The sequence below is a fragment of the Sphingomonas faeni genome (genome assembly GCF_030817315.1).
In the GTDB taxonomy this organism is placed as follows: domain Bacteria; phylum Pseudomonadota; class Alphaproteobacteria; order Sphingomonadales; family Sphingomonadaceae; genus Sphingomonas; species Sphingomonas faeni_C.
Genome location: NZ_JAUSZF010000001.1, coordinates 2147061 through 2172397, shown reverse-complemented (window position 1 = coordinate 2172397; position 25337 = coordinate 2147061). Strand labels below are relative to the sequence as shown.

Here is a 25337-nt window from a genome sequence, read left to right as displayed (position 1 = left end):
CATTGCACTACCCCGGCCCACCATTGCACCACCCCGGCCTTCGCCGGGGTGGTGATCTTCTGATAGTTCGGCGTACCAGCACCACCTCGCGCCGAAATTACCGCGCCGCGACTTTCGCCTCGATCGCATCCCAGATCATGCCGGCGACATCGGTCCCATCGAACTTCTCGATCGCCACGATCCCCGTCGGCGAGGTCACGTTGATCTCGGTCAGCCACGTGCCGCCGATCACGTCGATGCCGACGAACAGCAGCCCGCGCTTCTTCAGCTCCGGCCCGAGCACCGCGCAGATCTCGCGCTCCTTGTCGGTCAGTTCCGACTTCTCCGCCGACCCGCCGACCGCGAGGTTCGAGCGGATCTCGCCTTCGCCCGGCAGGCGGTTGATCGCGCCCGCGACTTCGCCGTCGATCAGCACGATCCGCTTGTCGCCCTTCGCCACGTCGGGGAGGAACGCCTGCACCATGTGCGGCTCTCGCCACGTCATGTTGAAGACCTCCATCAGCGCCGACAGGTTCGCACCGTCCGACTCGACCTTGAAGATCGCCTTGCCGCCATTGCCGTGCAGCGGCTTGATGACGATCGCGCCGTGCTCGGCCAGGAATTTCCGGGCTTCGTCGAGCGAGCGGGTGACCAAAGTCGGCGGCATGAACTGCGGGTAGTCGAGCACGAACACCTTTTCGGGCGCGTTCCGCACCTGCGCGGGATCGTTCACGACGAGCGTCTTGTCGGCGATCCGTTCGAGCAGATGCGTCGCGGTGATATAGCCGAGATCGAACGGGGGATCTTGCCGCATGAGCACGACGTCGGCCTCGTCGCCAAGGTCGAGGTTCACGGGCTCACCGACGCCGAAATGATCGCCGACGACACGCTGCACGGTGACCGGATGCGCCTTCGCCCAGACGCGGCCATCACGGTAGTTCAGGTCCTCGGCCGAGTAATGGAAGAGCGTATGGCCCCGGTCCTGCGCGGACAACATCAGCGCGAACGTCGAGTCGCCGGCGATGTTGATGCTGTCGAGCGGGTCCATCTGGACGGCGACGGTGAGGCTCATGCGTCTTCCTTCTGTTCGGTCGAGCGCATGTAGGCGCGGGCGGGCGCGAAGTCATCGGGTGACGTCGTTTCAATCAGCCCCGTCATCCTGACGAAAGTCAGGACCCAGAGCCATGAAGGATGCCCTCAATTACCCTGGATCCTGACTTTCGTCAGGATGACGGAATGTTGCGGGTTGCTACCCGATCCAGGCATTCTCGATGTGCCGCGGCCGCGTACCGGGTGCGAGCAGGATGACGTCGACGCGGATGTCGTCGCCTGGCCCGGCATAGCGCGGCATCAGATATTCTGCCGCCGCGGCCACCCGCGCGAGGCGGCGTTCGTCGATCGCGAAGTCGAGTTCGGCCGCGGTCGCGCGCGTCTTGACCTCGACGAACGCGATCAGGTTTCCTTTGCGCACGACGAGGTCGACTTCGCCGGCGGGAGTCCTCACGCGACGATCGAGGATGCTCCAGCCCTTCAGCCGCAGCCACCACCCCGCCAGCCGCTCGCCGCGACGCCCGGCAATCTCTGCGGAACGACGGTCACGCATGCCTGCTCCCATCCCTGAAAGGGAGGGGTCGGGGGTGGGTTGGCCGATTGGCTGTTGCTGCGGACCCCAAGCAGCCGACCCACCCCCGTCCCCTCCCTTCCAGGGAGGGGGGAAGAAGGGCGATCACCCTTTTTCCGCCTTCAGTTCCAGCGCCCGCGCGTAGAGAGCCTTCCGGTCGAGCCCGAGCTTCTTCGCGACTTCGCTTGCGGCTTGGCCAGTAGACAGGCGTGTGAGCGCTTCGGTCAACGCCGCATCCCCATCCTCAGCACTAGCAGGCGGAGCCTCGCCCGGCGGTGCCACGACGATCACGATCTCCCCACGAGGCGGCGCGTCCGCATACCGTTCGGCCAGCGTCGAGAGCGTCCCCGTCACGGCCTCCTCGAACTTCTTGCTGATCTCGCGCGTCACCGCCGCCTCGCGGTCGCCGAGCCCTTCCAGCAGCGCCGCCAGACACGCCCCCAACCTTGGCCCCGACTCATACATCACCAGCGTCGCGCGAATGGTGGCCACTTCGGCGATCGCCTCCGCCCGCGCATGCATCTTCGACGGCAGAAACCCCACGAACAGGAACCGGTCGGTCGGCAGCCCCGCCAGCGTCAGCGCCGCCACCGCTGCGCACGGCCCCGGGATCGTCACCACCAGATGCCCCGCCGCGCGCGCATCACGCACCAGCTTGAACCCCGGATCGGAAATCAACGGCGTCCCCGCGTCGGACACCAGCGCCACCGCCTGCGTCGCCATCCGCGCGATCAGCGCCGGGCGCACGCCCTCCGCGCTGTGATCGTGATACGGCACCATCGGCGTCTTCGTGCCGATGTGGCGGAGCAAGCCGGCGGTCACGCGGCTGTCCTCGACCGCGATCACGTCGGCGCGGCGTAGGATGTCGGCGGCGCGCGGCGACAGATCGCCAAGATTGCCGATCGGGGTCGCGACGATGTAGAGGCCGGGATCGAGAAGAGTTTCAGGGTTCATGGGGACGGTCATGGCAGACGCGACGACGATAGGGCAATCCGGCCCGCTTTCGATGGGCACATTCGGGCGATGGGCGACGCTTGCCGCGGCGTGCCTGCTCAGCGCGTGCCAGACGATCGTCCCGCGTGGTCCCGTCGAACCGTCGCAGCAGCGCCCGACCACGCGCCCCGTCGATCGTCCCGACATCGGTGTCGAGACCGGCATCCCGCGCGATGCCGAGCGTAACCGCGTCGCGCTGCTCGTCCCGCTGTCGGGCAGTAACGCGGGCGTCGGCACGTCGATCGCCAACGCGACGATGCTCGCCCTGCTCGACACGCAGAACCAGCGCGTCCGGATCACCAACTACGACACCGCGACCGGTGCCGCCGCCGCCGCCCAGCGCGCGATCGCCGAGGGCGCGCAACTGATCCTCGGGCCGTTGCTCGCCGACGACGTCCGTGCGGTCGCGCCGATCGCACGCGCCGCGAACATCCCGGTGCTGAGCTTCTCCAACGATCTCGGCGTGGCGGGCAATGGCGCGTATCTGATGGGCTATGTCCCGACCCAGTCGATCGCCCGGGTCGTCGATTTCGCCAAGGAGCGCGGCGTCAGCAACTTCGCCGGCCTCGTCCCCAACGGGCTGTACGGCGAACGCGCCTCGACCGCGTTCCTCCGCGCGGTCGAAGGCGCGGGTGGCCAGGTCGTCTCGCTCCAGACCTACGCGCGCGGTCCCGGCGGCGTTTCGGGTGCCGTCACGCGGTTGGCAGCAAAGGCCCCCTATGACGCGGTCCTGATCGCCGACGGTGGCGCCACCGCAGCCTCGGCGGCGGCGATGGTCAAGCGCGGCGTCGGCGCGTCGACGCGCATCCTCGGCACCGAACTCTGGAATTCGGACACTGCGATCGCCGCGAAGCCCGCGCTTTCCGGCGCCTGGTATGCCAGCGTCTCGGACACGCTCTATCGCCAATACGCCGCCAAATACCGCGCACGGTTCGGGGCCGGGCCGTACCGCCTGTCGAGCCTCGGTTACGACTCGGTCCTGCTGACGGTTCGCATCGCCCGCGATTGGAAGCCCGGCACGCCGTTCCCGGTGAACCGCCTGCGCGACGGCGACGGCTTTGCCGGCATCGACGGCGCGTTCCGCTTCGGCAAGGACAACGTCGCCGAGCGTGCGCTCGAGGTAAAGGAAATCCGCGGCGGCACGACGACGGTGGTCTCGCCCGCGCCGGCTGGGTTCGGGAAGTAGCAACTTCGCCCCTCCCTGGAAGGGAGGGGTAGGGGGTGGGTTGGCCGATTGGCTATCGACGCACCCGCCCCATACCGACCCACCCCCGGCCCCTCCCTTTCAGGGTGGGGGGAAGAATAACGCAGCCGCCTAGGCGGTGACGATTTCCGGCAGGATCGCGTCGAGGAGTAGCGCGCCGGCTTCGGTAACTCGCAGCCGTCCCGGCGTATGGGCAATCAGCCCCAGCGCCTCCAGCCGCGCCACCGCCGCCAGATCGACCGGCACGATACCCGCGTTCAGCGCAGTGATCCGGTCCAGATCCACCCCTTCCGCCAACCGCAACCCCATCAGCAAAGCCTCGGTCGCCCGCGTCGAGGGGGTCAGCGGATCCTCGACCTCCATCCCGTGGCCATTCCGTTCGATCGCCGCCAGCCAGTTCTCCGGCTTCTTCCGCCGCACCGTCGCCAACCCGCCGCGCCGCCCATGCGCACCCGGGCCGATCCCGGCATAATCCTGATACCGCCAGTAAGCGAGGTTGTGACGGCTTTCCGACCCCGGGCGTGCGTGGTTCGACGTCTCGTACGCCGGCAACCCCGCCGCGGCGGTATCCGCGCGCGTTGCCTCGAACAGATCGGCGGCGGAATCGCCGTCCGGGATCACAATCCGCCCGGCCAGGGCCTCGGTCGCGAACCGCGTGCCGGCTTCGATGGTCAGCTGATACAGCGAGAGATGTTCCGTCCCCAGGCTCAGCGCGCGCGCGAGTTCCGCACGCCAGTCGTCGAGCCGCTGGCCGGGGAGCGCATAGATTAGGTCGAAACTCACGCGGGGAAACACACTCTGCGCGGTGGCAAGCGCCGCCTGTCCCTCGTTCACGTCATGCGCGCGGCCAAGGAACTTCAGCGCCGTATCGTCGAGCGATTGTAGCCCGAGCGATACCCGGTTCACGCCCGCGCTCGCCAGATCGGCGAACCTTGCCGCCTCGACCGACGACGGGTTCGCCTCCAGCGTGATCTCGATCCCCTCGGCGAACCCCCACGCCTTCTCCGCCGCATTCAGCACCGCCGCTACCGTCGACGGCGGCATCAGCGAAGGTGTGCCACCGCCGAAGAAGATCGACTGCAACTTGCGCCCCGGCAACACCCGCGCCTCATGCGCAAGGTCGACCAGCAGCGCATCCCGCCAAGCCGCCTGGTCCACCTCCTCGCGAACATGGCTGTTGAAATCGCAATACGGGCATTTCGACACGCAGAACGGCCAATGCACGTAGAGCGCGAGGTCGCCTGCGGAATCAGAGCGGGGGCTTGGTGTTTCGAAGACGGGCATTATCTCGCGCATATGGTCGCACGGGGCGGCTGAAGGAAGCGCAATGACGGCACGGATGGGTTTGGCGATTGCCGGGGCGCTGTTGTTGGCGGGTTGCGCGCAGGGCCCCGAGCGTGTCGTCGAGCGTCGCGACACGATGGCGCCGGCCCCGCGTGGGCCGAGCCTGCTCAAGACTGCGATGATGGACGGCCACAACACCGCCCGCGCCGCCGTCGGCGTGGCGCCGCTGACCTGGAGCGACACGCTGGCGACCTCCGCGCGCGCCTACGCCGAGGAACTGGCGCGGACCGGCAAATTCGCGCACGCCCCGCAACCCCAGGGCATGTCGCGCGAAGGCGAGAATTTGTGGACCGGCACGCGCTACGCCTATGCGTATCCCGAGATGATCGGGCATTGGGTGGCGGAAAAGCGCGACTTCATCAACCAGCCGACCCCCGGGTTCAGCCGCACCGGCAAGTTCGAGGACGTCGCGCACTACACGCAGATCGTCTGGCGCGGCTCGACCCAGGTCGGTTGCGCGATGGCGAGCAACAAGACCGATGACTATCTGGTGTGCCGCTACTCGCCTCCCGGCAACGTCTTCGGCGAGCGTGCCTATTGATCCAGGATAAGCTGTTAGTATGATCTCAGTCGTACTTTCTTAAGCGGCGTTCCGCTAGCTTGCCTTGATGATATCAGTAACCAAACCCGATGGTTCTCGGTCCGGTGGCTGCGTCGGATGCCGCGACGGTGCCGGCCTGTCGTTCGCCTTTTCGATGGCGTTCCAGCCGATCGTGGACGTCGAAACCGAGACCGTCTTTGCGTACGAGGCGCTCGTGCGCGGGCCCGAAGGCCAGTCGGCGGCGAGCGTTCTAGGTCAGGTCGATCCGGCGAACCTCTACGCGTTCGACCAGCAATGCCGGGTGCGGGCGATCGAGGCGTCGGTGAAGGCCGGGCTGCTCGATACGTCGGCGCGGCTGTCGATCAATTTTCTCCCGAACGCCGTGTATTCACCCGCCGCGTGCATCCAGTTGACGTTGAAGACTGCGGCTGCGGTCGGGATGCCTATCGACCGGTTGATCTTCGAGTTCACCGAGAACGAGGAGATGCTCGATCCCACGCATGTCGCGAACATCATCGCGACGTATCAGAAGATGGGCTTCGGCACCGCACTCGACGATTTCGGGGCGGGGCATGCCGGGTTGAACCTGCTCGCGCGGTTCCAGCCAGATATCATCAAGCTCGACATGGAGCTGATCCGCGACATCGACACGAGCCTGCCGCGGCGGATGATCGTCGAGGGCATGCTGAAGATGTGCGCCGGGCTGGGGATCGCGGTGATCGCCGAGGGGGTTGAGACCGAAGGCGAATACGATGCCCTGCGCGCGCTGGGCGTGCGGTACATCCAGGGGTATCTGCTGGCGAAACCGGCGTTCGAGGCGTTGCCGGCGGTGAATTGGCCTAAGAAGCAGCTGATCGCCGTTTGAACGGCGCCCACCTCCCGTCATCCTGACAAAAGTCAGGATCCAGAGCCATCAAGGGCAACGCCCGTTACCTTGGGTCCTGACTTTCGTCAGGATGACGGGACGGCGAGGGGGCTCCCCCGCCGGCCGCTCAGAACACCGCAGCTTCCAGCAGCTTGAACGCCTCGTTCCGATGGCTGATCGCGTTCTTCGTCTCGTGCGGCAGCTCCGCATAAGTCTGGTTGTAACCCAGCGGCACGAATACCGGATCGTAGCCGAACCCGACATTCCCGCGCGGCGGCCAAGTCAGCGTACCCTCGGCACGCCCCTCGAACCATTCGACATGACCATCCGGCCACGCCAGCGCCAGCACGCTGACGAAGTGCGCGCCACGCGTGACGTCGGGACCCTTGGCGACAACCGCGTCCTCGACCTTCTGCATCGCCATCATCCAGTCGCGACCGTTCGGCGTTTCCGCCCAGTCGGCGGTGTAGACGCCCGGGTCACCGCCCAGCGCATCGACGCACAGCCCGCTGTCGTCGGCGAGCGCTGGGTAACCCGACAGGTCGGCAGCCGAGCGCGCCTTAAGTTCGGCGTTCGCGAAGAAGGTGGTGCCCGTCTCGATCGGCTCAGGCAGGTCGAGCTCGGCGGCGGAGACGACTTCGAGTCCGCGGCCTTCGAGCAACGCGGCGATCTCGCGAACCTTGCCCTTGTTGTGGCTGGCGATGACCAGCTTGCCGGGTGCAAGCTTGCGGATCGCCTGCGGCTCCTTGCCCTCGCCGCTCACTTGGCGACTGCCTTGGCCTGCGCCGCGAAGATGTCGGTGCAGCCAATTCGCGCGAGACGCAGCAGGCGTAGAAGCGCCTCCTCGTCATAGGTCGCGCCCTCGGCGGTCGCCTGTGCCTCGGCGATGTTGCCGTTCTCGAGCAGCACGAAGTTCGCATCCGCGTCCGCGCCCGAATCCTCGATATAGTCGAGGTCCAGCACCGGATTGCCTTGGTAGATGCCGCAGCTGATCGCCGCGACCTTCTGCGTCAGCGGGTCGGCGGTGAGCTTGCCGCTCGCCAGCAGGCCGTCGATCGCGAGCCGCAGCGCGACCCAGCCGCCCGAGATCGACGCGGTGCGCGTGCCGCCGTCGGCCTGGATCACGTCGCAGTCGATCACGATCTGGCGCTCGCCGAGCAGCTTCAGGTCGACGACCGCGCGAAGGCTGCGACCGATCAGCCGCTGGATTTCCTGCGTGCGGCCCGACTGCTTGCCCTTGGCGGCCTCGCGGTTGTTGCGCGTGTTCGTGGCGCGCGGGAGCATGCCGTATTCGGCCGTCACCCAGCCTTCGCCCTTGCCGCGCATGAACGGCGGCACCTTCTCCTCGACGCTGGCGGTGACCAGCACCTTGGTGTCGCCGAAGCCGATCAGGACGGAGCCCTCGGCATGCTTGGTGAAGCGCGGCTCGATCGTGATCGCACGCATCTGGTCTGGGGCGCGGCCGGATGGGCGCATAGTCGGTGTCCTAACGGAAGTGAGTGGTTGCCCGCTGCCTAGCCTTTCGTTTGGTCGCTCGCCAGCCCAACTACCGCCGTCATCCTGACGAAAGTCAGGACCCAGAGCCACACAGGACGCCGTTCGGTTACTCTGGGTCCCGACTTTCGTCAGGATGACGGGTGGAGAGGGTGCATTCCCCCCTTTGTCCGTCCGTCGATCCGCCCTAGATCAAAGCGATGGCCACGCCCCCCGTCACCGAACTGACCGATCGCGCACGCGACATTTTTCGTGCGGTGGTCGACAGCTATCTCGCCAGCGGCACGCCGGTCGGGTCGAAGACGATCGCGCAGCTGACCGGCCTCAGCCTTTCGCCCGCCTCGATTCGCGGCGTGATGGGTGAGCTGGAGGGGCTGGGGTTGCTCGCCAGCCCGCATACCAGCGCCGGCCGGATGCCGACCGACCGCGGGCTTCGTCTGTTCGTCGACGGCATGATGCAGGCGATGGAGCCCTCGTTCGAGGAGCGTCAGACGATCGAGGCGCGCGCCGGCGTCGGTGGCCCGGTCGAGGAGGCGCTCGCCGCGACCACGCTCGCGCTCTCCGGGCTGTCGGCGTGCGCAGGGCTGGTGATGGTGCCCAAGCGCGAACTCAAACTCCGCCAGATCGCGTTCGTCGCGCTGTCGCCGGAGCAGGCGCTGGCGGTTCTGGTCAGCGAGGATGGTTCGGTCGAGAACCGCGTGATCGCGCTGCCCAAGGGCATGTCGGCGTCCGCGCTGATCGAGGCGGGCAATTACATGTCGGCGACGCTCGGCGGCCTGACGCTGGCCGAAGCGCGCGGCCGGATCGAACGCGAGCTGACGGATGGACAAGCGGCACTCGACGGCGCGGCACGGACTTTGGTCGAGCGCGGCATCGCGGTGTGGAGCGAGGATGCGGATCGCCGCCCGGTGCTGATCGTGCGCGGGCAGGGGCGGTTGATCGATGCCGCCGCCGCGGCCGATCTCGACCGGGTCCGCGACCTGCTCGACGATCTTGAGGGAAAGCAGGAAGTCGCATCGCTTCTAGACAGTGCGCGGGCCGGCGATTCGACACGGATTTTCATCGGCGCGGAGACCAAATTGTTCGCGTTGTCAGGGTCTTCGGTCATCGCGCGACCGTTCCGTGGATTGGACGGCCGGGTAGTCGGCGTGGTCGGTGTGATCGGCCCCACGCGGTTGAACTATGCGCGCGTCGTGCCCATGGTGGATTTCACGGCTGCAACGCTCGCCCGGTTGATGGGTTGAGCCGGCCTCAAACATAGGGAACATCATGTCCGATACCGATCAGAACGCTCCTGCCGACCTGCGCGAAGAGACCGCCGAAGACGCGCCCGAAGTCGCGGCGAACGACCGCGTCGCCGAGCTCGAGAACCAGCTGGCGGAAGCCAAGCAGAACGTCCTGTACGCTCAGGCCGAGATCCAGAACGTCCGCCGCCGCGCCGAGAAGGAAGCGCAGGACGCCCGCGCCTATGCCGCGACGGCGTTCGCACGCGACGTGCTGTCGGTTGCCGACAACCTCGCGCGCGGCCTATCGGCGATCCCCGCGGATCTGCGCGCGGACGACAAGATGAAGGGGCTCGTCACCGGCCTCGAAGCGACCGGTCGCGAGCTGGAGAGCGTGTTCCAGCGCCACGGCATCACCAAGATCGTCTCGGAGGGCCAGATGCTCGACCCGAACAAGCATCAGGCGATGATGGAAATCCCGAGCGACCAGCCTGCGGGCACGATCGTCCAGGAGATGCAGGTCGGCTACATGATCAAGGACCGCCTGCTGCGTCCGGCCATGGTCGGCGTCGCTAAGGCTGGGTAATCCTCCCCGGAACGGGGAGGGGGACCGCCACGCGCTTGCGTGGTGGTGGAGGGGGCTCTCCTCCCAAGTAACATCTGCGGCCGGGCGCGTTTACGTCGAGCGGTACGAACGCGGCACGCCCCCTCCACCAGCTGCGCTGGTCCCCCTCCCCTTGCAGGGGAGGAATTGAGAGATGCACATGAATCAGAACCTCACCGCCGATCGGCAGACCTTCGTCACGCATCTCGAATGCTCGATCACCAGCGAGCGGTATGAGGCGGAGCAGCTTCACGGACTGTCGCGCGCCGGACGTCCTTTGCTCGTCCGCTACGACCTCGACGCGGTCCGATCCACGATCTCGCGCGATACGATCGAAGCTCGCCCGACCGATCTGTGGCGGTGGCGCGAGCTGCTGCCCGTCCGCCACACGTCCAACATCGTCAGCCTCGGCGAGATCGAGACGCCACTCGTGCCGCTGACCAAGTCCGGCGGCCTCAACGTCCTCGTAAAGGACGAAGGCCGCCTCCCGACCGGCTCGTTCAAGGCGCGAGGCCTCGTCATGGCCGTCGCGATGGCGAAGGAGCTCGGCGTCACGAAGATCGCGATGCCGACCAACGGCAATGCGGGCGCGGCGCTGGCGGCCTATGCCACGCGCTGCGGGATCGAGACGATCGTGTTCTGCCCCGACGACACCCCCGAGATCAACGTCCGCGAGATCGCGATGCAGGGCGCGCGCGTCTGGCGCGTCAACGGCTTGATCGACGATTGCGGCGCGATCGTCGGCAAGGGGGCGGCAGAGGGCCGCTGGTTCGATTTCTCGACGTTGAAGGAGCCCTATCGGATCGAGGGCAAGAAGACGATGGGGCTCGAACTCGCTGCGCAGTTCGGCTGGAAGCTGCCGGACGCGATCTTCTACCCAACCGGCGGCGGTACCGGGCTGATCGGGATGTGGAAGGCGTTCGACGAACTCGAAAAGCTCGGCTGGATCGGCTCCGAGCGGCCCAAGATGTTCGCGGTACAGGCAAGCGGCTGCGCACCGATCGTCCGCGCGTTCGAGGCGGGCGAGGAGCATGCCGAGCGCTGGGAGGATGCGAGCACCGTCGCGGCCGGGATTCGCGTGCCGAAGGCGGTCGGCGACTTCCTGATCCTCCGCGCAGTGCGGGAGTCGGGCGGGCAGGCACTCGCGGTCGGCGATCCCGCGATCCTGAAGGCGGTCGACGCCGCGGCGAAGCAGGACGGCTTGCTGCTATGCCCGGAGGGCGGCGCGACGCTGGCGGCGTATCATCAGGCGCTGAACACCGGGCTGGTCGACGAGGACGACAAGGTCGTACTTTTCAACTGCGCGACCGGTTTAAAATATCCGATGCCGGAAACGCCGCAAGCGCTTGATCGGACACGACCTATCGACTTCGACGCGCTGTAAACGACGGATTTCTGCCGATCGGGTGGATTGCGATCGACCAGATCGGTGGTTGAAATTGATCCATGTTGTCTGCAACGGGGCGCCCTTCTTTACAAAAGGGGTCTTCAATGCAGAAAATCGTCCAGGTCGTTTGCGTCGTGCTCATCGCTGCGGCGGTGATGTTCGGCGGGCGTTGGTACATGTACGTCGCGCGCGGTTCGAGCCCGTATGACGAGGTCGGCATCGCGCTGAACGGTTATGCGCCGGGTCCGATGCGCGCCTGGGGCTGCCACAAGATGCAGGCGCGCTTCCCGGGGCAATTGCCGCCTTACGGGTGCGCCGGGCCGGATGGTCGCAGCTGGCTCTGAAGCTACTGCCGTCGTGAAACCACAACCGTCATCCTGACGAAAGTCAGGCCCCAGAGTAACTCAGCGCGCCGATCGTGGCTCTGGGTCCTGACTTTCGTCAGGATGACGGGGTGTGTTGGAATGGTGGGTAGGCGTAAACGGCAGCACCGTCTCGTACTGCTCAAGCGGCGGCGCCCCCGCCACCTTCGCCCCCGCACGCAGCAGGAAAGCATGCCGCACGATTTCACCCTGCTGCTCGATCCCGTAACGATGCAGCGCCACCCCCGGCCGGAACGCATAATCGTACCGGCACCACGGATGCCGCGCCAACGGCAGGAACACGCCCCGCTGATGCTGCCAGATATGCGTCATCTCGTGGATGAACAGCCCCTGCAGCGTCAGGTGTGCGTGCGCGAAGTCGTCGCACCACAGATCGCCCTTGGGATGAAAGTGGATGCAGCCGCGCGGCGCCATCACCGTGTCGCGCGGCTGGAAGAACGCCCATTTACGCCGCGCCAGGCTCACCTGCGTATAGTCGATCGCGCCCCCGAAGACCGACGCCGCAAGCGCAGTCTCGCCCTCGGTCAGCGCACGCTTCACTTCGCCGTCGCAGTCCCCGCTGGAGCGCCCGCCACGACAACGTTCGCATTGCCCAGGATCCGCGTCCCGTCCGCGAACGCGAACGTCAGCATCGCCCGCGCGCCCGGCTTGATCCCCGGGTTCATGTTGAACAGCATCACGTGCCGCCCGCCCGGCGCGAACGCGACGTCCGTGTTCGCTGGGATCTCGACGCGCGCAAGCGGCGCCATCGAGGTCACGCCGTCCTTCGCCCTCGTCTCGTGCATCTCGGCCTTGATCGCGACATCGGTGGTGACCGAGATCAGCGTCGCCGGGGTCGGCCCGCCGTGCACCGTGAAATACGCCGCCGCCGGGCGTCCGGTCACCGCGCCCAGCCGGATATAGGCACCGTCGACCGACAACTCCTTGGGCTGCGAACACGACGCCAGTGCCATCGCGGCAACACCCAGTCCGAAAACGATACGCATAGGTTACTTTTCTCCGGGCGCTGCCTCTTGCGCATCCTATGACCCATACAATCTTGCGGCAAGCGCGAGGCCACCTATATCGCGCCCATCATCAGAAAGGTTCCACTGCCGTAACGGGGTGGAACCGGTTTCGTATTTTCGTTTCAAGTGAGGGGCTAATCAGAACTCATGGCTAAAGTAATCGGTATCGATCTCGGCACGACCAACAGCTGCGTTTCCGTCATGGAAGGCGGCAAGCCCAAGGTCATCGAGAATTCCGAGGGCGCGCGCACCACGCCGTCGATCGTCGCGTTCGCCAAGGATGGCGAGCGACTGGTCGGCCAGCCGGCCAAGCGCCAGGCAGTGACGAACGGCGACAACACCATCTTCGCGGTGAAGCGCCTGATCGGCCGTCGCTTCGACGATCCGATCACCAAGAAGGACACCGAGCTGGTCCCGTACAAGATCTCGCGCGGCCCGAACGGCGACGCCTGGGTCTCGGCCGGCGGCAAGGATTACTCGCCGTCGCAGATCTCGGCGTTCACGCTGCAGAAGATGAAGGAAACCGCCGAGTCGTATCTCGGCGAGACGGTCACGCAGGCGGTCATCACCGTGCCCGCCTACTTCAACGACGCCCAGCGCCAGGCGACCAAGGACGCCGGCCAGATCGCCGGCCTCGAAGTGCTGCGCATCATCAACGAGCCGACCGCGGCAGCGCTGGCCTACGGCCTCGACAAGCAGGACGGCAAGACGATCGCGGTCTACGATCTCGGCGGCGGTACGTTCGACATCTCGGTGCTCGAGATCGGCGACGGCGTGTTCGAGGTGAAGGCCACCAACGGCGACACCTTCCTCGGTGGTGAGGATTTCGACAACAAGATCGTCCAGTACCTGGCCGACGAGTTCAAGAAGGCCGAGGGCATCGACCTCGCCAAGGACAAGCTCGCGCTGCAGCGTCTGAAGGAGGCGGCCGAGAAGGCGAAGATCGAGCTCAGCTCGGCGCAGTCGACCGAGGTCAACCTGCCCTTCATCACCGCGGACCAGAACGGCCCGAAGCATCTGGTGAAGTCGATCACCCGCGCCGACCTGGAGCGGATGGTCGAGGACCTGGTCAAGCGCACGCTCGAGCCTTGCCGCAAGGCGCTCGCCGATGGTGGCCTGAAGCCCGAGGACATCTCGGAAGTCGTCCTGGTCGGCGGCATGACGCGCATGCCGCGCGTCCGTGAAGTCGTGAAGCAGTTCTTCGGCAAGGAGCCGCACACGGGCGTCAACCCGGACGAGGTCGTCGCAATGGGCGCCGCGATCCAGGCAGGCGTGCTGCAGGGCGACGTCAAGGACGTGCTGCTGCTCGACGTGACGCCGCTGTCGCTCGGCATCGAGACGCTGGGTGGCGTGTTCACCCGGATGATCGATCGCAACACGACGATCCCGACCAAGAAGTCGCAGACCTACTCGACCGCCGACGACAACCAGGGCGCGGTCACGATCCGCGTGTTCCAGGGCGAGCGCGAGATGGCGGCCGACAACAAGATGCTCGGCAATTTCGATCTCGTCGGCATCCCGCCCGCACCGCGCGGCGTGCCGCAGATCGAAGTCACGTTCGACATCGACGCGAACGGTCTCGTCAGCGTGTCGGCAAAGGACAAGGGCACCGGCAAGGAGCAGCAGATCCGCATCCAGGCATCGGGTGGCCTGTCCGACAACGACATCGACCAGATGGTCCGCGATGCCGAAACCTTCGCCGAGGAGGACAAGAAGCGTCGTGCGGGCGCCGAGGCGAAGAACAACGCCGAGTCGTTGGTTCACACCACCGAGCGTCAGCTTGCTGACAACGGCGACAAGGTTGACGACGCGCTCAAGGCCGAGATCCAGGCCGCGATCGACGCGACCAAGGCTGCGGTCGAGAGTGGCGATGCGGATGCGATGACCGAGAAGAGCACCGCGCTCGCCCAGGTCGCGATGAAGCTCGGCCAGGCGATCTACGAGAAGCAGGCCCAGGCGGACGCGTCGCCGTCGGCCGACGGTGACGCGGCCAAGAAGGACGACGACGTCGTCGACGCCGAGTTCTCGGAAGTCGACGACAACCCGAAGGCGTAACCGAAACTCCCTCTCCCCTCAGGGGAGAGGGCCGGGGTGAGGGGCAGTTCCGCGCGCTGCCGTGTGGAACGGCCCCTCACCCAACCCTCTCCCCGGAGGGGAGAGGGCTAAGAGGGCCGCTATGAGTACCCAGACAGATTATTATGAACTGCTCGAATGCGAGCGGACCGCGGATGCGGGGACGATCAAGTCGTCCTACCGCAAGCTCGCGATGAAATATCACCCGGACAAGAACGCCGGCTGCAAGGATTCCGAAGCGCAGTTCAAGGCGGTCAGCGAAGCCTATGAATGCCTCAAGGACCCGCAGAAGCGTGCCGCTTATGATCGCTTCGGCCACGCCGCGTTCCAGAACGGCGGCGGCGGCGGTGGCGGCGGCGCGCAGGATTTCGGCGGCTTCAGCGACATCTTCGAGAGCGTCTTCGGCGAGTTCATGGGCGGTGCACAGCGCGGCGGCGGTCGCTCGGCGGCACGACGCGGTGCCGACCTGCGCTACGACATGGAAGTCTCGCTCGACGAAGCGTTCCACGGCAAGGCGACCGAGATCACGGTCGATGTGTCGGCACTCTGCGACACCTGTGACGGCTCGGGCGCCAAGGCCGGGACCCGCGCGAAAACCTGCCAGCATTGCGGCGGCCACGGGAAAGTCCGTGCGCAGCAGGGCTTCTTCGTGGTCGAGCGCGCCTGCCCGGTCTGCAACGGCGCCGGCGAAGTCATCGCCGATCCGTGCCCCGATTGCCGCGGCGAAGGCCGTGTCGACAAGACCAAGACCCTCTCGATCAACGTCCCCCCCGGCGTCGACGAAGGCACGCGGATCCGCATGTCGGGCGAGGGAGAGGCGGGGGCACGCGGCGCACCGGCTGGAGATCTCTACATCTTCCTCCACGTGACCAAGCACAACCTGTTCGAACGCGAGGGCACGACGTTGTTCGCGCGCGCGCCGATCAGCTTCACGGTCGCGTCGCTCGGCGGTTCGCTCTCGATCCCCGGTCTCGACGGTCGCACGCACGAGATCAAGATCCCCGCCGGCATCCAGTCGGGCAAGCAGCTCCGCCAGCGCGGCGCCGGCATGCCGGTGTTGCAAGGCCGCGGCCACGGCGACCTCGTCGTCCAGATCGACGTTGAAACTCCCACGCGTCTCAGCAACCGCCAGAAGGAACTGCTCGAGATGTTCCGCGAGACCGAGACGGGCGACGAATGCCCGGCAAGCCAGGGCTTCTTCGCCAAGCTGAAGGGCGTGTTCGCGGGGGAATAGCGGGTACGATACCGAAAGGGAGGGGGACGCGATGTTGGCATGTCTTTTCACGGCGATTGCCTGTTGGCTGGTCATGGTCGCGGCCCCCGAAACTGCGATCGGCAAGGCCATGCGGCGCATGTTGATCGATCGCCCGGCGGCTCGCCTGACGCGCTTCTCCCGCGGTGACGCTGCCGTGATGTTTCTCCTGATGATGGCGGCCGCGATGGTCACCCTCGTCGGCGAGGGTGATGGCGTCCGCTTGCTCGCCCTGGCCGCGCCCGATGTCGCGATCTGGATTACCACCTTCGAAGTGTCGGCCTATCTCGACATCGTCATGGCGCTGGCCACCACGGTCTCCAGTCTCCGCGTCCGCGGTGTATTGGCGCGGTATCTGGGAGTCTTGGGCCGACGCCCGGCGGCAAAAGCCCGTAAGCGCGCGACTCGCTCTCGGAAAGCGCGTCCCGCCGCGGCTGATAACGACGACGACAGACACCGGCCTGCGATTGCGGCCTGATTTCGGGTGGGGTGAGTTCGAGCTTGCCTGATCCGCGGCTTCCGCCAGAATGATACCGAACATCGAGGAATGACATGCGCGGACAAGTTTTAGGCGTCGATCCCCGGACGGGCGAAGGGATCGTCGCAGGGCAGGACGGACAACGCTACCGGTTCGCACCGGAGGATTGGGCGCATCGCGGTGAACCCGCGATCGGTATCGAGGTCGATTTCGAGGCCGCCAACGACCGCGCTCTCAGCGTCTTCCCGATGCCGACCGCACCGGGCCCGCGTCGTGCGGTGCCGCCCGCGACCGTCGCCCCACCGACCAACGACCGCAACAAATACGTTGCCGCAGTCATGGCGTTCGTGATCGGCACGCTCGGCATCCACCGCTTCTATCTCGGCCGCACCGGCTCCGGGATCATCATGCTGGTTCTCAGCATTACGGTAATCGGCCTCGTCATCAGTGCGCCCTGGGCGTTGATCGACATGATCCGTTACCTGATGATGTCCGACGAGGAGTTCGCGGCACGCTATCCGCGCAAGCGATAGATATCCGAAGGTCTTGAAACTGCCGGCCTAGCCGCGCCCCCTCGTAAGGGGGCGGGCGGGCCGATGGATCAGAAGGCGGTGATGACCACCCCGACCACCAGCGCTTGAGCCGCGATCGCCAGCATGGTGCTGGTCACGGTTTCGAACATGCGCATGGGTAGGTCTCCGGTGCCGGAACAATATCCGGTAAGCGGGATATGGGCTTAGTTGCGCGTTGTCGCAATTTTGTAACACGTAATCGCAATTGCGTTGCGTGCACTTTGGGCATCGCTGGGACACCATTTTTGCCAGAACACGGCGCTCTCCCCTCCCTGGAAGGGAGGGGCAGGGGGTGGGTCGGCTTCCGCGAACTTCAGGCGAAGTGGCGAAAACAAGCCAACCCACCCCCAACCCCTCCCTTTCAGGGAGGGGAGCAACGTTTGCCCAGTCCTCAGGCCGCGCCGAACACCCGGGCGAAGATCGTGTCGACGTGCTTCAGGTGATAGCCGAGGTCGAACTTGTCCTCCAGCTCGGCATCCGACAGCGTCACTTCCGGATCCGCCTTCAGCAGTTCGAGCAGCGACAGCGCGCCGTCCGAATCCCACACCTTCATCGCGTTGCGCTGAACCAGACGATACGCATCCTCACGGCTCACACCCGCCTGAGTCAGTGCCAACAGCACGCGCTGCGAATGGACGAGCCCGCCCATCTTGTTGAGGTTCTTCAACATCCGCTCGGGGTACACGACCAGCTTGTCCATAACGCCCGTCAGCCGCGCCAGCGCGAAGTCGAGCGTGATCGTCGCGTCCGGCCCGATATAGCGCTCGACCGACGAGTGCGAGATGTCGCGCTCATGCCACAGCGCGACGTTCTCCATCGCCGGCGTCACATACCCACGCACCATCCGTGCGAGGCCAGTCAAATTCTCGGTGAGCACCGGGTTGCGCTTGTGCGGCATCGCCGACGAACCCTTCTGGCCGGGCGAGAAGAACTCCTCCGCCTCGAGCACCTCGGTACGCTGGAGATGACGCACTTCCGTCGCGAGCCGCTCGATCGAACTGGCGATCACGCCCAGCGTCGCGAAGAACATCGCATGGCGATCGCGCGGGATGACCTGCGTCGAGACGGGCTCCACCGACAGCCCGAGCTTGCCCGCGACATACTCCTCGACGAACGGATCGATGTTCGCGAACGTGCCGACCGCGCCCGAGATCGCGCAGGTCGCGACGTCCTCGCGCGCCGCCACCAGCCGCGCCCGGTTGCGCGCGAACTCCGCATGCGCCTGCGCAAGCTTCAGCCCGAACGTCACGGGTTCGGCATGGATGCCGTGGCTCCGGCCGATCGTCGGCGTCATCTTGTGCTCGCGCGCGCGGCGTTCGAGCACCACCAGCAACGCATCCAGATCCGCGATCAGGATGTCGCTCGCCTTGGCCAACTGCACGGCCAGGCACGTGTCGAGCACGTCCGACGAGGTCATGCCCTGATGCATGAAGCGCGCTTCCGGCCCGACATGCTCGGCGACGTTGGTCAGGAAGGCGATGACGTCGTGCTTGGTCTCGCGCTCGATCTCGTCGATCCGGTCGACCTCGAACGCGCCCTTTTCCCAGATCGCGGCGGCCGCTTCCTTGGGCACCACGCCCAGCTCGGCAAGCGCGTCGGTGGCGTGCGCCTCGATCTCGAACCAGATCTTGAAGCGCGCCTCGGGCGTCCAGATCGCGACCATGTCGGGGCGGGAATAGCGGGGGACCATGGGGTTTCCTCGGAGCGTGAAGGGTAGGGCGTGTCGCGTGCATAGTGCCCGCGGTTGCACGCGAAACGCGGTAGCAGGACGCAGGGGAAGGTTCAAATACGCGTCGCAAGGTATAAATCCGGCGATGTGAGGCGTACAAAGCGAGTGAGCGGTTCGCGGTGCCGAGTATATCTCAGGCATGATCGCAAAGCTGCTTAGTAGACGCGTAGAACACTACCGGAGAGACGCAATGTTGAAATATGCTATGCTGGCCGGTGCGGCTTTGATTGCTGCGCCCGTATTGGCGCAGACGACCGCGACATCCCCGCAGACTTCTCCGTCCAGCGGCGGTGCTGCCGCGGAAGTGCCGCAGTCCGGTACGCTAACCGATGCCGTACCGATGCAGTCCGCCCCGCGCGAGCAACCGGCATCGAGCAGTCAGGTCGCCCAGGTCGTCGATACCGAATTCCCGACCTATGACAAGAACGGCGACGGCAAGCTCAGCGCGGCGGAATTCGGTGGCTGGATGGTCGCGCTGAAGAGTAAGACCGATCCGTCGACCAAGCCCGACGCACCCGACACCAAGAAGTGGGTCTCCGCGGCCTTCACGCAGGCGGATGCCGACAAGAACAAGTCGCTGACCAAGGCCGAGGTCACCAGTTTCCTGACGCAAGGCTGATCGGTCGCGACTGGTCTCGGACAATAGGGGCCGCTGCGTTCATTCGGCGGCCCTATCCCAGTTACGCCGAAATCGACCCGGTTGCCATCAACGACAGGAACGGGTTGCGGACCGTGTCGGATGCTCCGGTCAGCAGGCGCCGCATGCGGGCATCATACGCATCGACCGGGTCGGTGGCGCGGCGATGCGCCATCGTCCAGCCACCGAACTGGCGTTCGTCGATCGTAACATCGCGTTGTACCAAAAGCCCGTAATGCCGCTGATCATTCAGGATGCGCTCGAAGGTCGAGTCTATGCTCGCGGTCGGCCCTTCGATGACCTGTAGAAACCGCGCACCGTCCGACCACAATAGGCCGGTTATCCCTTCGACCGCGTTGTTATGCCGAGACTGTTCCAATATTGTTACGAGATCGGCCTTGTCGCCGGTAACCGTGCTCGAACTCACATAGAGAATTTGGCGCATCGCGTCTCCGGTCTGTAACTATGCCGGTAGAATACTATGATGCGTCGGATTGCGTCTTGCTGTGGATCAAGGCGCCTTTCGAGCAGCGTCTTCCTCTGCGAGCCGTGCCTCCTCCAATATCTGTCCCTGCGCCTCTGCCGCGCCATCCAGCAAGCGATCGGACGTTTCCGCCGCTGCATCGGGCGTCAGGGCGAGGGCAACCCCACCCGGACCGCTGACCAGAACTTGGCCCTGTTCTGCAGCCACGGTTGAGGCATGGTCGTGTAGTTTATTGTCCACGTTCGAGGACTCCTTCGCGAAGAAAACGAAGATTATCGGGAAAAGCCGCGGCCATGGCCCGTAATCCCAGGCTATATCTTACTGCGCTAGATCAACCCCTGCGCGCGCAGGCTGACATGGCCGCCGGTACCCATCACGATATGGTCGTGCACGGTGATCCCGAGCCGCTTGCCGGCCTCCGCGATCGTCCGGGTGATGTCGATGTCCGCACGGCTGGGGGAGGGGTCGCCGCTCGGGTGATTGTGGACGAGGATGATCGACGCGGAGCCGAGATCGATCGCGCGGCGGATGACTTCGCGGACATAGACTGCGGCCTGGTCGATCGAGCCCTTGCTCATCACCTCGTCGCGGATCAGCATGTTCTTGGTATTGAGGTGGAGCACGCGAAACCGCTCAATCACATGGTGCGCCATGTCCGCGCGGAGATAGTCGAGCAGCGCCTGCCAATTGGCAAGCACCGGGCGGTCGCTGACGTGCGATTGCAGCAACCGGATCGCCGCGGCGTGCGCGATCTTGATCGCCGCGGTCGAGATCTCGCCCATGCCTTTCACTCGGCCGAGCGCCTCGGCGTCCGCGGTAAGGACGCCGCCGATCCCGCCGAACTCGCGCATCAGGGCCTTGGCGAGCGCCTTGGTGTCGCCGCGAGGGATGGCGATCGCGAGCAAATATTCGATCAATTCGTGGTCGAGCAGCGCGTCGCTGCCGCCTTCGAACAGGCGCTTGCGGAGGCGACCCCGATGGCCCTTCAGATCGTCGGTTCCATCGTCCGGTTCGGCCATATCGCGATGCTAGCACATCCACACGCAATTGCATGACGCCCCCGCTCCCGCCTATGCAGAGGCCAGTGCGTGACGGAGTATGCAGGTGAGCGAGACGAGCGAGACGGGGGCCGACCCCGGCCCCCAACCTCGCCGTCGGGCGCCTGTCCGGTGTATCATCCTAATCGTCGCGCTGGTTCTGCTCGCGGCCCTGCTAGCACTATGGTTCGCGCGCAAACCGATCGCGGAAGGGTTCATCGATCGCGAACTTGCCAAGGCCGGGGTGCCCGCGCGGTACGAGATCGCGAACTTGGCGCTCGGCGGCCAGCGGCTGACGAACGTCGTGCTGGGCGATCCGGCGCATCCCGATCTGGTCGCAGACTGGGTCGAGACACGGACTGGAGTCGGGTTGTCGGGCCCGTATCTAGAGGGCGTCCGTGCGGGGAAGGTGCGGCTGCGCGGTCGGTTGGTCGATGGGAAAGTCTCGCTTGGCGCGATCGACAAGCTGCTGCCGGCATCCTCGGGCAAGCCGTTCTCGCTACCTGCACTCGACGTGTCGGTCGCCGATGGTCGAATGCGGCTGGAGACTCCGCAGGGCGTCGTCGGCTTGAAGCTCGGCGGGTCGGGCAAGCTCGACGACGGTTTTCGCGGTACGCTGGCGGCGATCAGCGAGCGGCTCGACATCGGCGGGTGCGTGATCGACCGGCTGGCGGCGACGGTGAAGCTGCGGATCGACGCGGCGAAACCGACGATAACCGGCCCGGTACGCGTGTCGCGGCTCTCCTGCGGCGCAACGCACGCCGATCACATCGTCGCGGACCTCGACGTCGGGCTCTCGGCAGCGCTCGACCGCTGGCAGGGCAAGGCGGCGCTCACGACCGGGACCGCGCGTACACCGGGCGGCACGTTGGCCGGCGCGAGCGGCACGATCGACTTCACCGGAAGCGCGGTGGCGACCACAGGCAAGGCGGACATTGCGGCCGATACCGTTCGCACTACCGAGGGCGGCGCGCGCCGGGTCGCGTTCGCGGGCACATACCGGATCGGCAAGCAGATCGCGTTCGACGGACGTGTCCAGGCGAGCGGGGCCGTGGTGGCGAAGAAGCGACTCGCGGAATTGACCGGGATCGGCGATGCGGCCGCAGGAACTCCGGTAGCACCATTGGCGACCGTAGCGGCGCAGGCGATCCAGAAGGCTGGCCGCGGATTTGCCGCGGACGCCGACCTGCGCGTGCAGATCGATGGCGGACGCGGCAAGGCGGTGCTGTCCCGTCTCGCGCTCGCCTCGGCCAGCGGCGCGCGCGTGGCGCTCGGCGGCGGGAGCGGGATCGCGTTCGACTGGCCTAATGGCGGCGTGCGACTCGACACAATTCTCGCGATGCGCGGCGGCGGCTTGCCTCAGGCGCGTATTTCGCTCGCGCAGGCGAAACCCGGCGCGGCGATCCGCGGCGTTGCCACCATCACTCCCTATGCGGCGGGTGGTGCAAGTCTGGCGCTGACCCCCGTCACCTTCAGTGCGACGCCGGGCGGCGCGACCTCAATCGCGACCCGAGTCACGCTCGCGGGACCGATCGGCGCGGGCGGCTCGGGCAACCGGGTCGACGGCCTGTCGATGCCGGTCGCGGCGCTATGGGACGGTCGCGGGCGGCTGGTCGTCAACACCGATTGCGCGCCGCTGGCCGTCCAGCGCTTCGCGATCTCCGGACTGGTGCTCGATCCGTCGCGGCTGACCCTGTGCCCGATCGATGGCGCGCTGGTGCAGGTCAATGGCGCGCGGATCAGCGGCGGCGCGAAGATCGCTGCGGCAAAGTTGGGTGGACGACTCGGCACAACGCCGATCACGCTCGCGACCGCCGGCGCGACCGTCCGCCTCGCCGATCGCGGCTTTGCGATCGACAACGTGCAAATGCGGATCGGCGCGCCCGAGCGTGTCACGCGACTCGATTTCGGCACCATCACCGGCCGCATGACGGGGCAGGGCGTGGCTGGCGCCTTCACCGACGGCTCGGGCCAGATCGCCAACGTTCCGCTGTTGCTCGGCGAGGCGGCGGGCGACTGGACCCTGGTCGGCGGTGCGCTCAACCTCACCGGCGCGATGGGCGTATCCGATGCCGCGCCGACCCCTCGCTTCAAGCCGCTCGCCGCGCGCACCGTGACGCTCGCGCTCGTGAACGGCACGATCACCGCGGCGGGCACGCTGTTCGAGCCGACCACCAACACCAAGGTCGCCGACGTCACACTGAGCCACGCACTCGCGACGGGGACGGGAAAGGCCGACCTGGACGTGCCCGCGATCGCCTTCGCCAAGGACAGGCTGCAACCCGACGCGCTCACCCCGCTCACCTTCGGCGTGATCGCCGACGTCAACGGATCGGTCAGCGGCGAGGGGCACATCGCCTGGAATGCCAATGGCGTGACCAGCACCGGCGTGTTCCGCACGGCCGGCACCGATCTCGCCGCCGCGTTCGGCCCGGTCACCGGCATCGCGACGGAGATCCGCTTCACCGATCTGCTCAACCTCCAGAGCGCACCGGGGCAGGTTGCGACGATCCGCACGCTCAACCCCGGCATCCCGGTCACCGACGGCACGATCCGCTACCAGACGTTGCCCGGCGCGCGCGTGCAGGTCGAGGGTGGCTCCTGGCCGTTCGCGGGCGGATCGCTGACGCTCGACCCGACTTTGCTCGACTTCTCCGCGCCAAAGGAGCGCCGGATGACGTTCCACATCGCCAACATGGCGGCCGACCAGTTCCTCCAACAGTTCGATTTCAAGAATCTCGATGCGACCGGAATCTTCGACGGCGTCCTGCCGATGATCTTCGACGAGAGCGGCGGCCGGATCGAGGGCGGCGACCTGCGCGTCCGGCCCGGCGGCGGCACGGTCGCCTATGTCGGCGATCTCAGCCAGAAGGATCTCGGCATCTGGGCGAACATCGCGTTCCAGGCGCTGAAGTCGCTCCGCTACCAGTCGCTGCGCGTCGGCATGAACGGGCCGCTCGCGGGCGAGATGGTCACTGACGTCCGCTTCGCCGGGATCAGCCAGGGCGAGGGGGCGAAGGCGAACTTCATCGTCCGCCGGCTCCAGAAACTCCCCTTCATCTTCAATATCCGCATCAAGGCGCCGTTCCGCGGATTGCTCGATTCGGCGCAGAGCTTCTACGATCCGAAGCGGCTGATCGAACGTAATTTGCCCGCGCTGATCCAACAGCAGTCGGGGCCGCCCCCTCCCAAACCTCCCCTCATTCAGCCTCCCGCAAGCAGGATCGTGCCATGACCGAAACAGGATTGAAGAAGCTGGAGCAAAGGCCGATCTTGCAAGTGATGAGGACGATCGCTTTTCTGGTGACGACCGCCGCCGCCCTGCCGGGCTGCATCAACGTGTCGGCGCCCGACAAGCCGATCGAGATCAACCTCAACATCAACGTCACGCAGGAAGTGGTCTATCGTCTCGATGGCGAGGCGAAATCGTTGATCCAGCAGAATCCGGGGATATTCTAAAATGAAGACCAAGGTCCTTATGATGGTTGCCGCAGCGGCGGCTCTCGGCGGCCTGTCTGTTGCGGCAACCGCGCAGCGCGATCCGGCCTATGCCGCGGCGCGCGCGGGTGGCGAAGTCGGCGAGCAGCCCGACGGCTATCTCGGCCTGGTCGGGGCCGCGAGCGGCGACCTGCGCGCGCTGGTCAACAACATCAACATCCAGCGCAAGTCGGCCTACACGCAAAAGGCGCAGGCGAGCGGCGCGACGGTCGAGCAGCTCGCGTTCACCAGCGGCTGCAACCTGATCCTGCAGACCAACCCCGGCGAGAAGTACAAGACCCCGAACGGTGTCTGGAAGACCCGGACGGCCGGCGCCCCCGAACGCGATTCGCGCTGCGTGTGAGGCTACTCAGCTCCCCTCCCTGACAAGGGAGGGGCTGGGGGTGGGTAGGCCGCTTGGGGATCGTGACGCCAGCCAACCGGCCGACCCACCCCCAACCCCTCCCTTCCAGGGAGGGGAGAAGAAGATCCGCCCCCCGGATTAATGACACCCCTGTCACACCGGTTGACTTGCACCCCCCCCTTTTCTAAACGGACCGCGCCTTGGCGGGATCGCTCGTCGCTGCTTGCTTCCTCCCCGATGCGAAATCAGGTGGAGGAACGTGCGTGGCGGAGATCGAACCCGGACAGGACCCCCAGGGTGTTGAAGATCCGCGACTTTCCGCGCTCGATGAGCGATTGAGAGAGGTCAAGGCTCGGGAAACGCTGGCAAAGGGGCAGAAGGGGGCGGATGCCGAGCGGGGTTACTCGCAAGGCAATCGCGTCATTTCCGCTCTGATCGGGAGTCTCGTCGGCAGTGCGCTGATCGGGTGGTTGATTGACCATTGGTTCGGCACTGGCCCTTGGGGGCTGATCGTGCTGCTGTTCTTCGGGATAGCGGTCGCGTTCAGGCAGATCATTCGAATTTCAGGCGAACGCCCGGAGTAACCGGG

The 25337-nt window shown here is 66.1% G+C and carries 28 protein-coding genes; 16 read left to right on the top strand and 12 right to left on the bottom strand.

All coding sequences use genetic code 11. The annotated features are described in order from the left end of the window. Positions 1-97: 97 nt before the first annotated feature. The 3 genes from gshB to rsmI form a co-directional block, all read right to left on the bottom strand. Positions 98-1051, bottom strand: coding sequence for a glutathione synthase (gene gshB / locus QFZ54_RS10080; RefSeq protein ID WP_307086859.1), 954 nt, complete (start codon positions 1049-1051; stop codon positions 98-100). A 177-nt stretch (positions 1052-1228) separates the two neighbouring features. Then, positions 1229-1582 (bottom strand): YraN family protein, encoded by a 354-nt coding sequence (locus QFZ54_RS10075; protein WP_307086857.1) that lies wholly within the window; start codon positions 1580-1582, stop codon positions 1229-1231. A gap of 123 nt (positions 1583-1705) precedes the next feature. Beyond that, on the bottom strand, positions 1706-2566 hold the full coding sequence (rsmI, locus tag QFZ54_RS10070) for a 16S rRNA (cytidine(1402)-2'-O)-methyltransferase (protein ID WP_307086855.1): 861 nt from the start codon (positions 2564-2566) through the stop codon (positions 1706-1708). Between rsmI and QFZ54_RS10065 the strand changes: the two genes are divergently transcribed. Then, entirely contained in the window at positions 2565-3779 is a 1215-nt protein-coding gene (locus tag QFZ54_RS10065; protein ID WP_307086853.1) for a penicillin-binding protein activator, read from the top strand. The two genes, rsmI and QFZ54_RS10065, sit on opposite strands and share 2 nt — an antisense overlap. 129 nt (positions 3780-3908) lie before the next feature. Here QFZ54_RS10065 and hemW read toward each other — a convergent pair whose 3' ends face one another. Further along, entirely contained in the window at positions 3909-5081 is a 1173-nt protein-coding gene (hemW, locus tag QFZ54_RS10060) for a radical SAM family heme chaperone HemW (protein WP_307086851.1), read from the bottom strand. Positions 5082-5124: 43 nt separating this feature from the next. On the opposite strand from hemW, the gene QFZ54_RS10055 reads away from it, so the two are divergent. Both QFZ54_RS10055 and QFZ54_RS10050 read left to right on the top strand, forming a co-directional pair. After that, positions 5125-5682, top strand: coding sequence for a CAP domain-containing protein (locus QFZ54_RS10055; protein WP_307086849.1), 558 nt, complete (start codon positions 5125-5127; stop codon positions 5680-5682). Between the two features lie 67 nt (positions 5683-5749). Then, the gene (locus QFZ54_RS10050; protein WP_444965517.1) at positions 5750-6547 is read left to right on the top strand and encodes an EAL domain-containing protein; all 798 of its coding nucleotides are present in this window, start codon (positions 5750-5752) and stop codon (positions 6545-6547) included. 127 nt (positions 6548-6674) lie between these two features. Here the strand turns inward: QFZ54_RS10050 and rdgB are convergent, their stop codons facing one another. Continuing rightward, positions 6675-7310: an RdgB/HAM1 family non-canonical purine NTP pyrophosphatase gene (gene rdgB, locus QFZ54_RS10045; RefSeq protein WP_307086847.1), complete on the bottom strand. Its 636-nt coding sequence runs from the start codon at positions 7308-7310 to the stop codon at positions 6675-6677. Beyond that, entirely contained in the window at positions 7307-8023 is a 717-nt protein-coding gene (gene rph / locus QFZ54_RS10040) for a ribonuclease PH (RefSeq protein WP_056055360.1), read from the bottom strand. The genes rdgB and rph overlap by 4 nt, the downstream gene beginning before the upstream one ends. A 218-nt stretch (positions 8024-8241) precedes the next feature. Here rph and hrcA point away from each other — a divergent pair, with 218 nt between their 5' ends. From hrcA to QFZ54_RS10020, 4 genes are all read left to right on the top strand, one after another. Continuing rightward, positions 8242-9285 (top strand): heat-inducible transcriptional repressor HrcA, encoded by a 1044-nt coding sequence (gene hrcA / locus QFZ54_RS10035; RefSeq protein WP_307086840.1) that lies wholly within the window; start codon positions 8242-8244, stop codon positions 9283-9285. 25 nt (positions 9286-9310) lie between these two features. Next, positions 9311-9850: a nucleotide exchange factor GrpE gene (gene grpE / locus QFZ54_RS10030; protein ID WP_307086838.1), complete on the top strand. Its 540-nt coding sequence runs from the start codon at positions 9311-9313 to the stop codon at positions 9848-9850. A gap of 178 nt (positions 9851-10028) precedes the next feature. Continuing rightward, entirely contained in the window at positions 10029-11252 is a 1224-nt protein-coding gene (locus QFZ54_RS10025; protein ID WP_307089370.1) for a threonine synthase, read from the top strand. Between the two features lie 107 nt (positions 11253-11359). Then, positions 11360-11599, top strand: a complete 240-nt coding sequence (locus tag QFZ54_RS10020) for a hypothetical protein (protein WP_056065145.1) — start codon at positions 11360-11362, stop codon at positions 11597-11599. A gap of 60 nt (positions 11600-11659) precedes the next feature. Here the strand turns inward: QFZ54_RS10020 and QFZ54_RS10015 are convergent, their stop codons facing one another. Next, positions 11660-12178, bottom strand: coding sequence for a vgr related protein (locus tag QFZ54_RS10015; protein ID WP_307086833.1), 519 nt, complete (start codon positions 12176-12178; stop codon positions 11660-11662). Continuing rightward, a complete protein-coding gene (locus QFZ54_RS10010) occupies positions 12175-12624 on the bottom strand; it encodes a copper chaperone PCu(A)C (protein ID WP_307086831.1) in 450 nt (149 codons plus the stop codon). The genes QFZ54_RS10015 and QFZ54_RS10010 overlap by 4 nt, the downstream gene beginning before the upstream one ends. Positions 12625-12792: 168 nt before the next feature. On the opposite strand from QFZ54_RS10010, the gene dnaK reads away from it, so the two are divergent. From dnaK to QFZ54_RS09990, 4 genes are all read left to right on the top strand, one after another. Then, positions 12793-14700, top strand: coding sequence for a molecular chaperone DnaK (gene dnaK, locus QFZ54_RS10005; protein WP_307086829.1), 1908 nt, complete (start codon positions 12793-12795; stop codon positions 14698-14700). Between the two features lie 121 nt (positions 14701-14821). After that, positions 14822-15952, top strand: a complete 1131-nt coding sequence (dnaJ, locus tag QFZ54_RS10000; RefSeq protein ID WP_307086826.1) for a molecular chaperone DnaJ — start codon at positions 14822-14824, stop codon at positions 15950-15952. A gap of 31 nt (positions 15953-15983) precedes the next feature. Continuing rightward, positions 15984-16448: a hypothetical protein gene (locus tag QFZ54_RS09995; RefSeq protein ID WP_307086823.1), complete on the top strand. Its 465-nt coding sequence runs from the start codon at positions 15984-15986 to the stop codon at positions 16446-16448. A gap of 74 nt (positions 16449-16522) precedes the next feature. Beyond that, positions 16523-16981 (top strand): TM2 domain-containing protein, encoded by a 459-nt coding sequence (locus QFZ54_RS09990; RefSeq protein WP_307086821.1) that lies wholly within the window; start codon positions 16523-16525, stop codon positions 16979-16981. A 430-nt stretch (positions 16982-17411) separates the two neighbouring features. Here the strand turns inward: QFZ54_RS09990 and purB are convergent, their stop codons facing one another. Continuing rightward, a complete protein-coding gene (purB, locus tag QFZ54_RS09985) occupies positions 17412-18710 on the bottom strand; it encodes an adenylosuccinate lyase (protein WP_107954426.1) in 1299 nt (432 codons plus the stop codon). A 229-nt stretch (positions 18711-18939) separates the two neighbouring features. On the opposite strand from purB, the gene QFZ54_RS09980 reads away from it, so the two are divergent. After that, the gene (locus tag QFZ54_RS09980) at positions 18940-19368 is read left to right on the top strand and encodes an EF-hand domain-containing protein (RefSeq protein WP_307086819.1); all 429 of its coding nucleotides are present in this window, start codon (positions 18940-18942) and stop codon (positions 19366-19368) included. Between the two features lie 61 nt (positions 19369-19429). Here QFZ54_RS09980 and QFZ54_RS09975 read toward each other — a convergent pair whose 3' ends face one another. The 3 genes from QFZ54_RS09975 to radC form a co-directional block, all read right to left on the bottom strand. Continuing rightward, entirely contained in the window at positions 19430-19831 is a 402-nt protein-coding gene (locus tag QFZ54_RS09975) for a BLUF domain-containing protein (RefSeq protein ID WP_307086818.1), read from the bottom strand. Between the two features lie 66 nt (positions 19832-19897). Further along, entirely contained in the window at positions 19898-20110 is a 213-nt protein-coding gene (locus tag QFZ54_RS09970) for a hypothetical protein (RefSeq protein ID WP_307086816.1), read from the bottom strand. A gap of 86 nt (positions 20111-20196) precedes the next feature. Further along, on the bottom strand, positions 20197-20889 hold the full coding sequence (radC, locus tag QFZ54_RS09965; protein WP_307086814.1) for a RadC family protein: 693 nt from the start codon (positions 20887-20889) through the stop codon (positions 20197-20199). 79 nt (positions 20890-20968) lie between these two features. On the opposite strand from radC, the gene QFZ54_RS09960 reads away from it, so the two are divergent. From QFZ54_RS09960 to QFZ54_RS09945, 4 genes are all read left to right on the top strand, one after another. Next, positions 20969-24142 (top strand): YdbH domain-containing protein, encoded by a 3174-nt coding sequence (locus QFZ54_RS09960; protein ID WP_373458494.1) that lies wholly within the window; start codon positions 20969-20971, stop codon positions 24140-24142. 47 nt (positions 24143-24189) lie between these two features. Next, complete coding sequence (locus QFZ54_RS09955) at positions 24190-24366, top strand: YnbE family lipoprotein (protein WP_373458593.1); 177 nt, start codon at positions 24190-24192, stop codon at positions 24364-24366. Between the two features lies 1 nt (position 24367). Continuing rightward, on the top strand, positions 24368-24748 hold the full coding sequence (locus QFZ54_RS09950; protein ID WP_056065119.1) for a YdbL family protein: 381 nt from the start codon (positions 24368-24370) through the stop codon (positions 24746-24748). 263 nt (positions 24749-25011) lie between these two features. Further along, entirely contained in the window at positions 25012-25332 is a 321-nt protein-coding gene (locus QFZ54_RS09945; protein WP_307086806.1) for an AtpZ/AtpI family protein, read from the top strand. The last annotated feature ends 5 nt before the right edge of the window (positions 25333-25337 follow it).

Coding starts and splice junctions, on each gene's coding strand:
- dnaJ (WP_307086826.1), top strand. CDS start 14,822: ATGAGTACCCAGACAGATTATTATGAACTGCTCGAATGCGAGCGGACC.
- QFZ54_RS09955 (WP_373458593.1), top strand. CDS start 24,190: ATGAGGACGATCGCTTTTCTGGTGACGACCGCCGCCGCCCTGCCGGGC.
- rph (WP_056055360.1), bottom strand. CDS start 8,023: ATGCGCCCATCCGGCCGCGCCCCAGACCAGATGCGTGCGATCACGATC.
- QFZ54_RS09950 (WP_056065119.1), top strand. CDS start 24,368: ATGAAGACCAAGGTCCTTATGATGGTTGCCGCAGCGGCGGCTCTCGGC.
- QFZ54_RS09995 (WP_307086823.1), top strand. CDS start 15,984: ATGTTGGCATGTCTTTTCACGGCGATTGCCTGTTGGCTGGTCATGGTC.
- QFZ54_RS09980 (WP_307086819.1), top strand. CDS start 18,940: ATGTTGAAATATGCTATGCTGGCCGGTGCGGCTTTGATTGCTGCGCCC.
- gshB (WP_307086859.1), bottom strand. CDS start 1,051: ATGAGCCTCACCGTCGCCGTCCAGATGGACCCGCTCGACAGCATCAAC.
- QFZ54_RS10075 (WP_307086857.1), bottom strand. CDS start 1,582: ATGCGTGACCGTCGTTCCGCAGAGATTGCCGGGCGTCGCGGCGAGCGG.
- purB (WP_107954426.1), bottom strand. CDS start 18,710: ATGGTCCCCCGCTATTCCCGCCCCGACATGGTCGCGATCTGGACGCCC.
- hrcA (WP_307086840.1), top strand. CDS start 8,242: ATGGCCACGCCCCCCGTCACCGAACTGACCGATCGCGCACGCGACATT.
- QFZ54_RS10055 (WP_307086849.1), top strand. CDS start 5,125: ATGACGGCACGGATGGGTTTGGCGATTGCCGGGGCGCTGTTGTTGGCG.
- grpE (WP_307086838.1), top strand. CDS start 9,311: ATGTCCGATACCGATCAGAACGCTCCTGCCGACCTGCGCGAAGAGACC.
- QFZ54_RS09975 (WP_307086818.1), bottom strand. CDS start 19,831: ATGCGCCAAATTCTCTATGTGAGTTCGAGCACGGTTACCGGCGACAAG.
- QFZ54_RS10010 (WP_307086831.1), bottom strand. CDS start 12,624: ATGCGTATCGTTTTCGGACTGGGTGTTGCCGCGATGGCACTGGCGTCG.
- hemW (WP_307086851.1), bottom strand. CDS start 5,081: ATGCCCGTCTTCGAAACACCAAGCCCCCGCTCTGATTCCGCAGGCGAC.
- dnaK (WP_307086829.1), top strand. CDS start 12,793: ATGGCTAAAGTAATCGGTATCGATCTCGGCACGACCAACAGCTGCGTT.
- rsmI (WP_307086855.1), bottom strand. CDS start 2,566: ATGACCGTCCCCATGAACCCTGAAACTCTTCTCGATCCCGGCCTCTAC.
- QFZ54_RS10020 (WP_056065145.1), top strand. CDS start 11,360: ATGCAGAAAATCGTCCAGGTCGTTTGCGTCGTGCTCATCGCTGCGGCG.
- QFZ54_RS09960 (WP_373458494.1), top strand. CDS start 20,969: ATGCAGGTGAGCGAGACGAGCGAGACGGGGGCCGACCCCGGCCCCCAA.
- QFZ54_RS09990 (WP_307086821.1), top strand. CDS start 16,523: ATGCGCGGACAAGTTTTAGGCGTCGATCCCCGGACGGGCGAAGGGATC.
- QFZ54_RS10065 (WP_307086853.1), top strand. CDS start 2,565: ATGGCAGACGCGACGACGATAGGGCAATCCGGCCCGCTTTCGATGGGC.
- QFZ54_RS10025 (WP_307089370.1), top strand. CDS start 10,029: ATGAATCAGAACCTCACCGCCGATCGGCAGACCTTCGTCACGCATCTC.
- QFZ54_RS10050 (WP_444965517.1), top strand. CDS start 5,750: ATGATATCAGTAACCAAACCCGATGGTTCTCGGTCCGGTGGCTGCGTC.
- radC (WP_307086814.1), bottom strand. CDS start 20,889: ATGGCCGAACCGGACGATGGAACCGACGATCTGAAGGGCCATCGGGGT.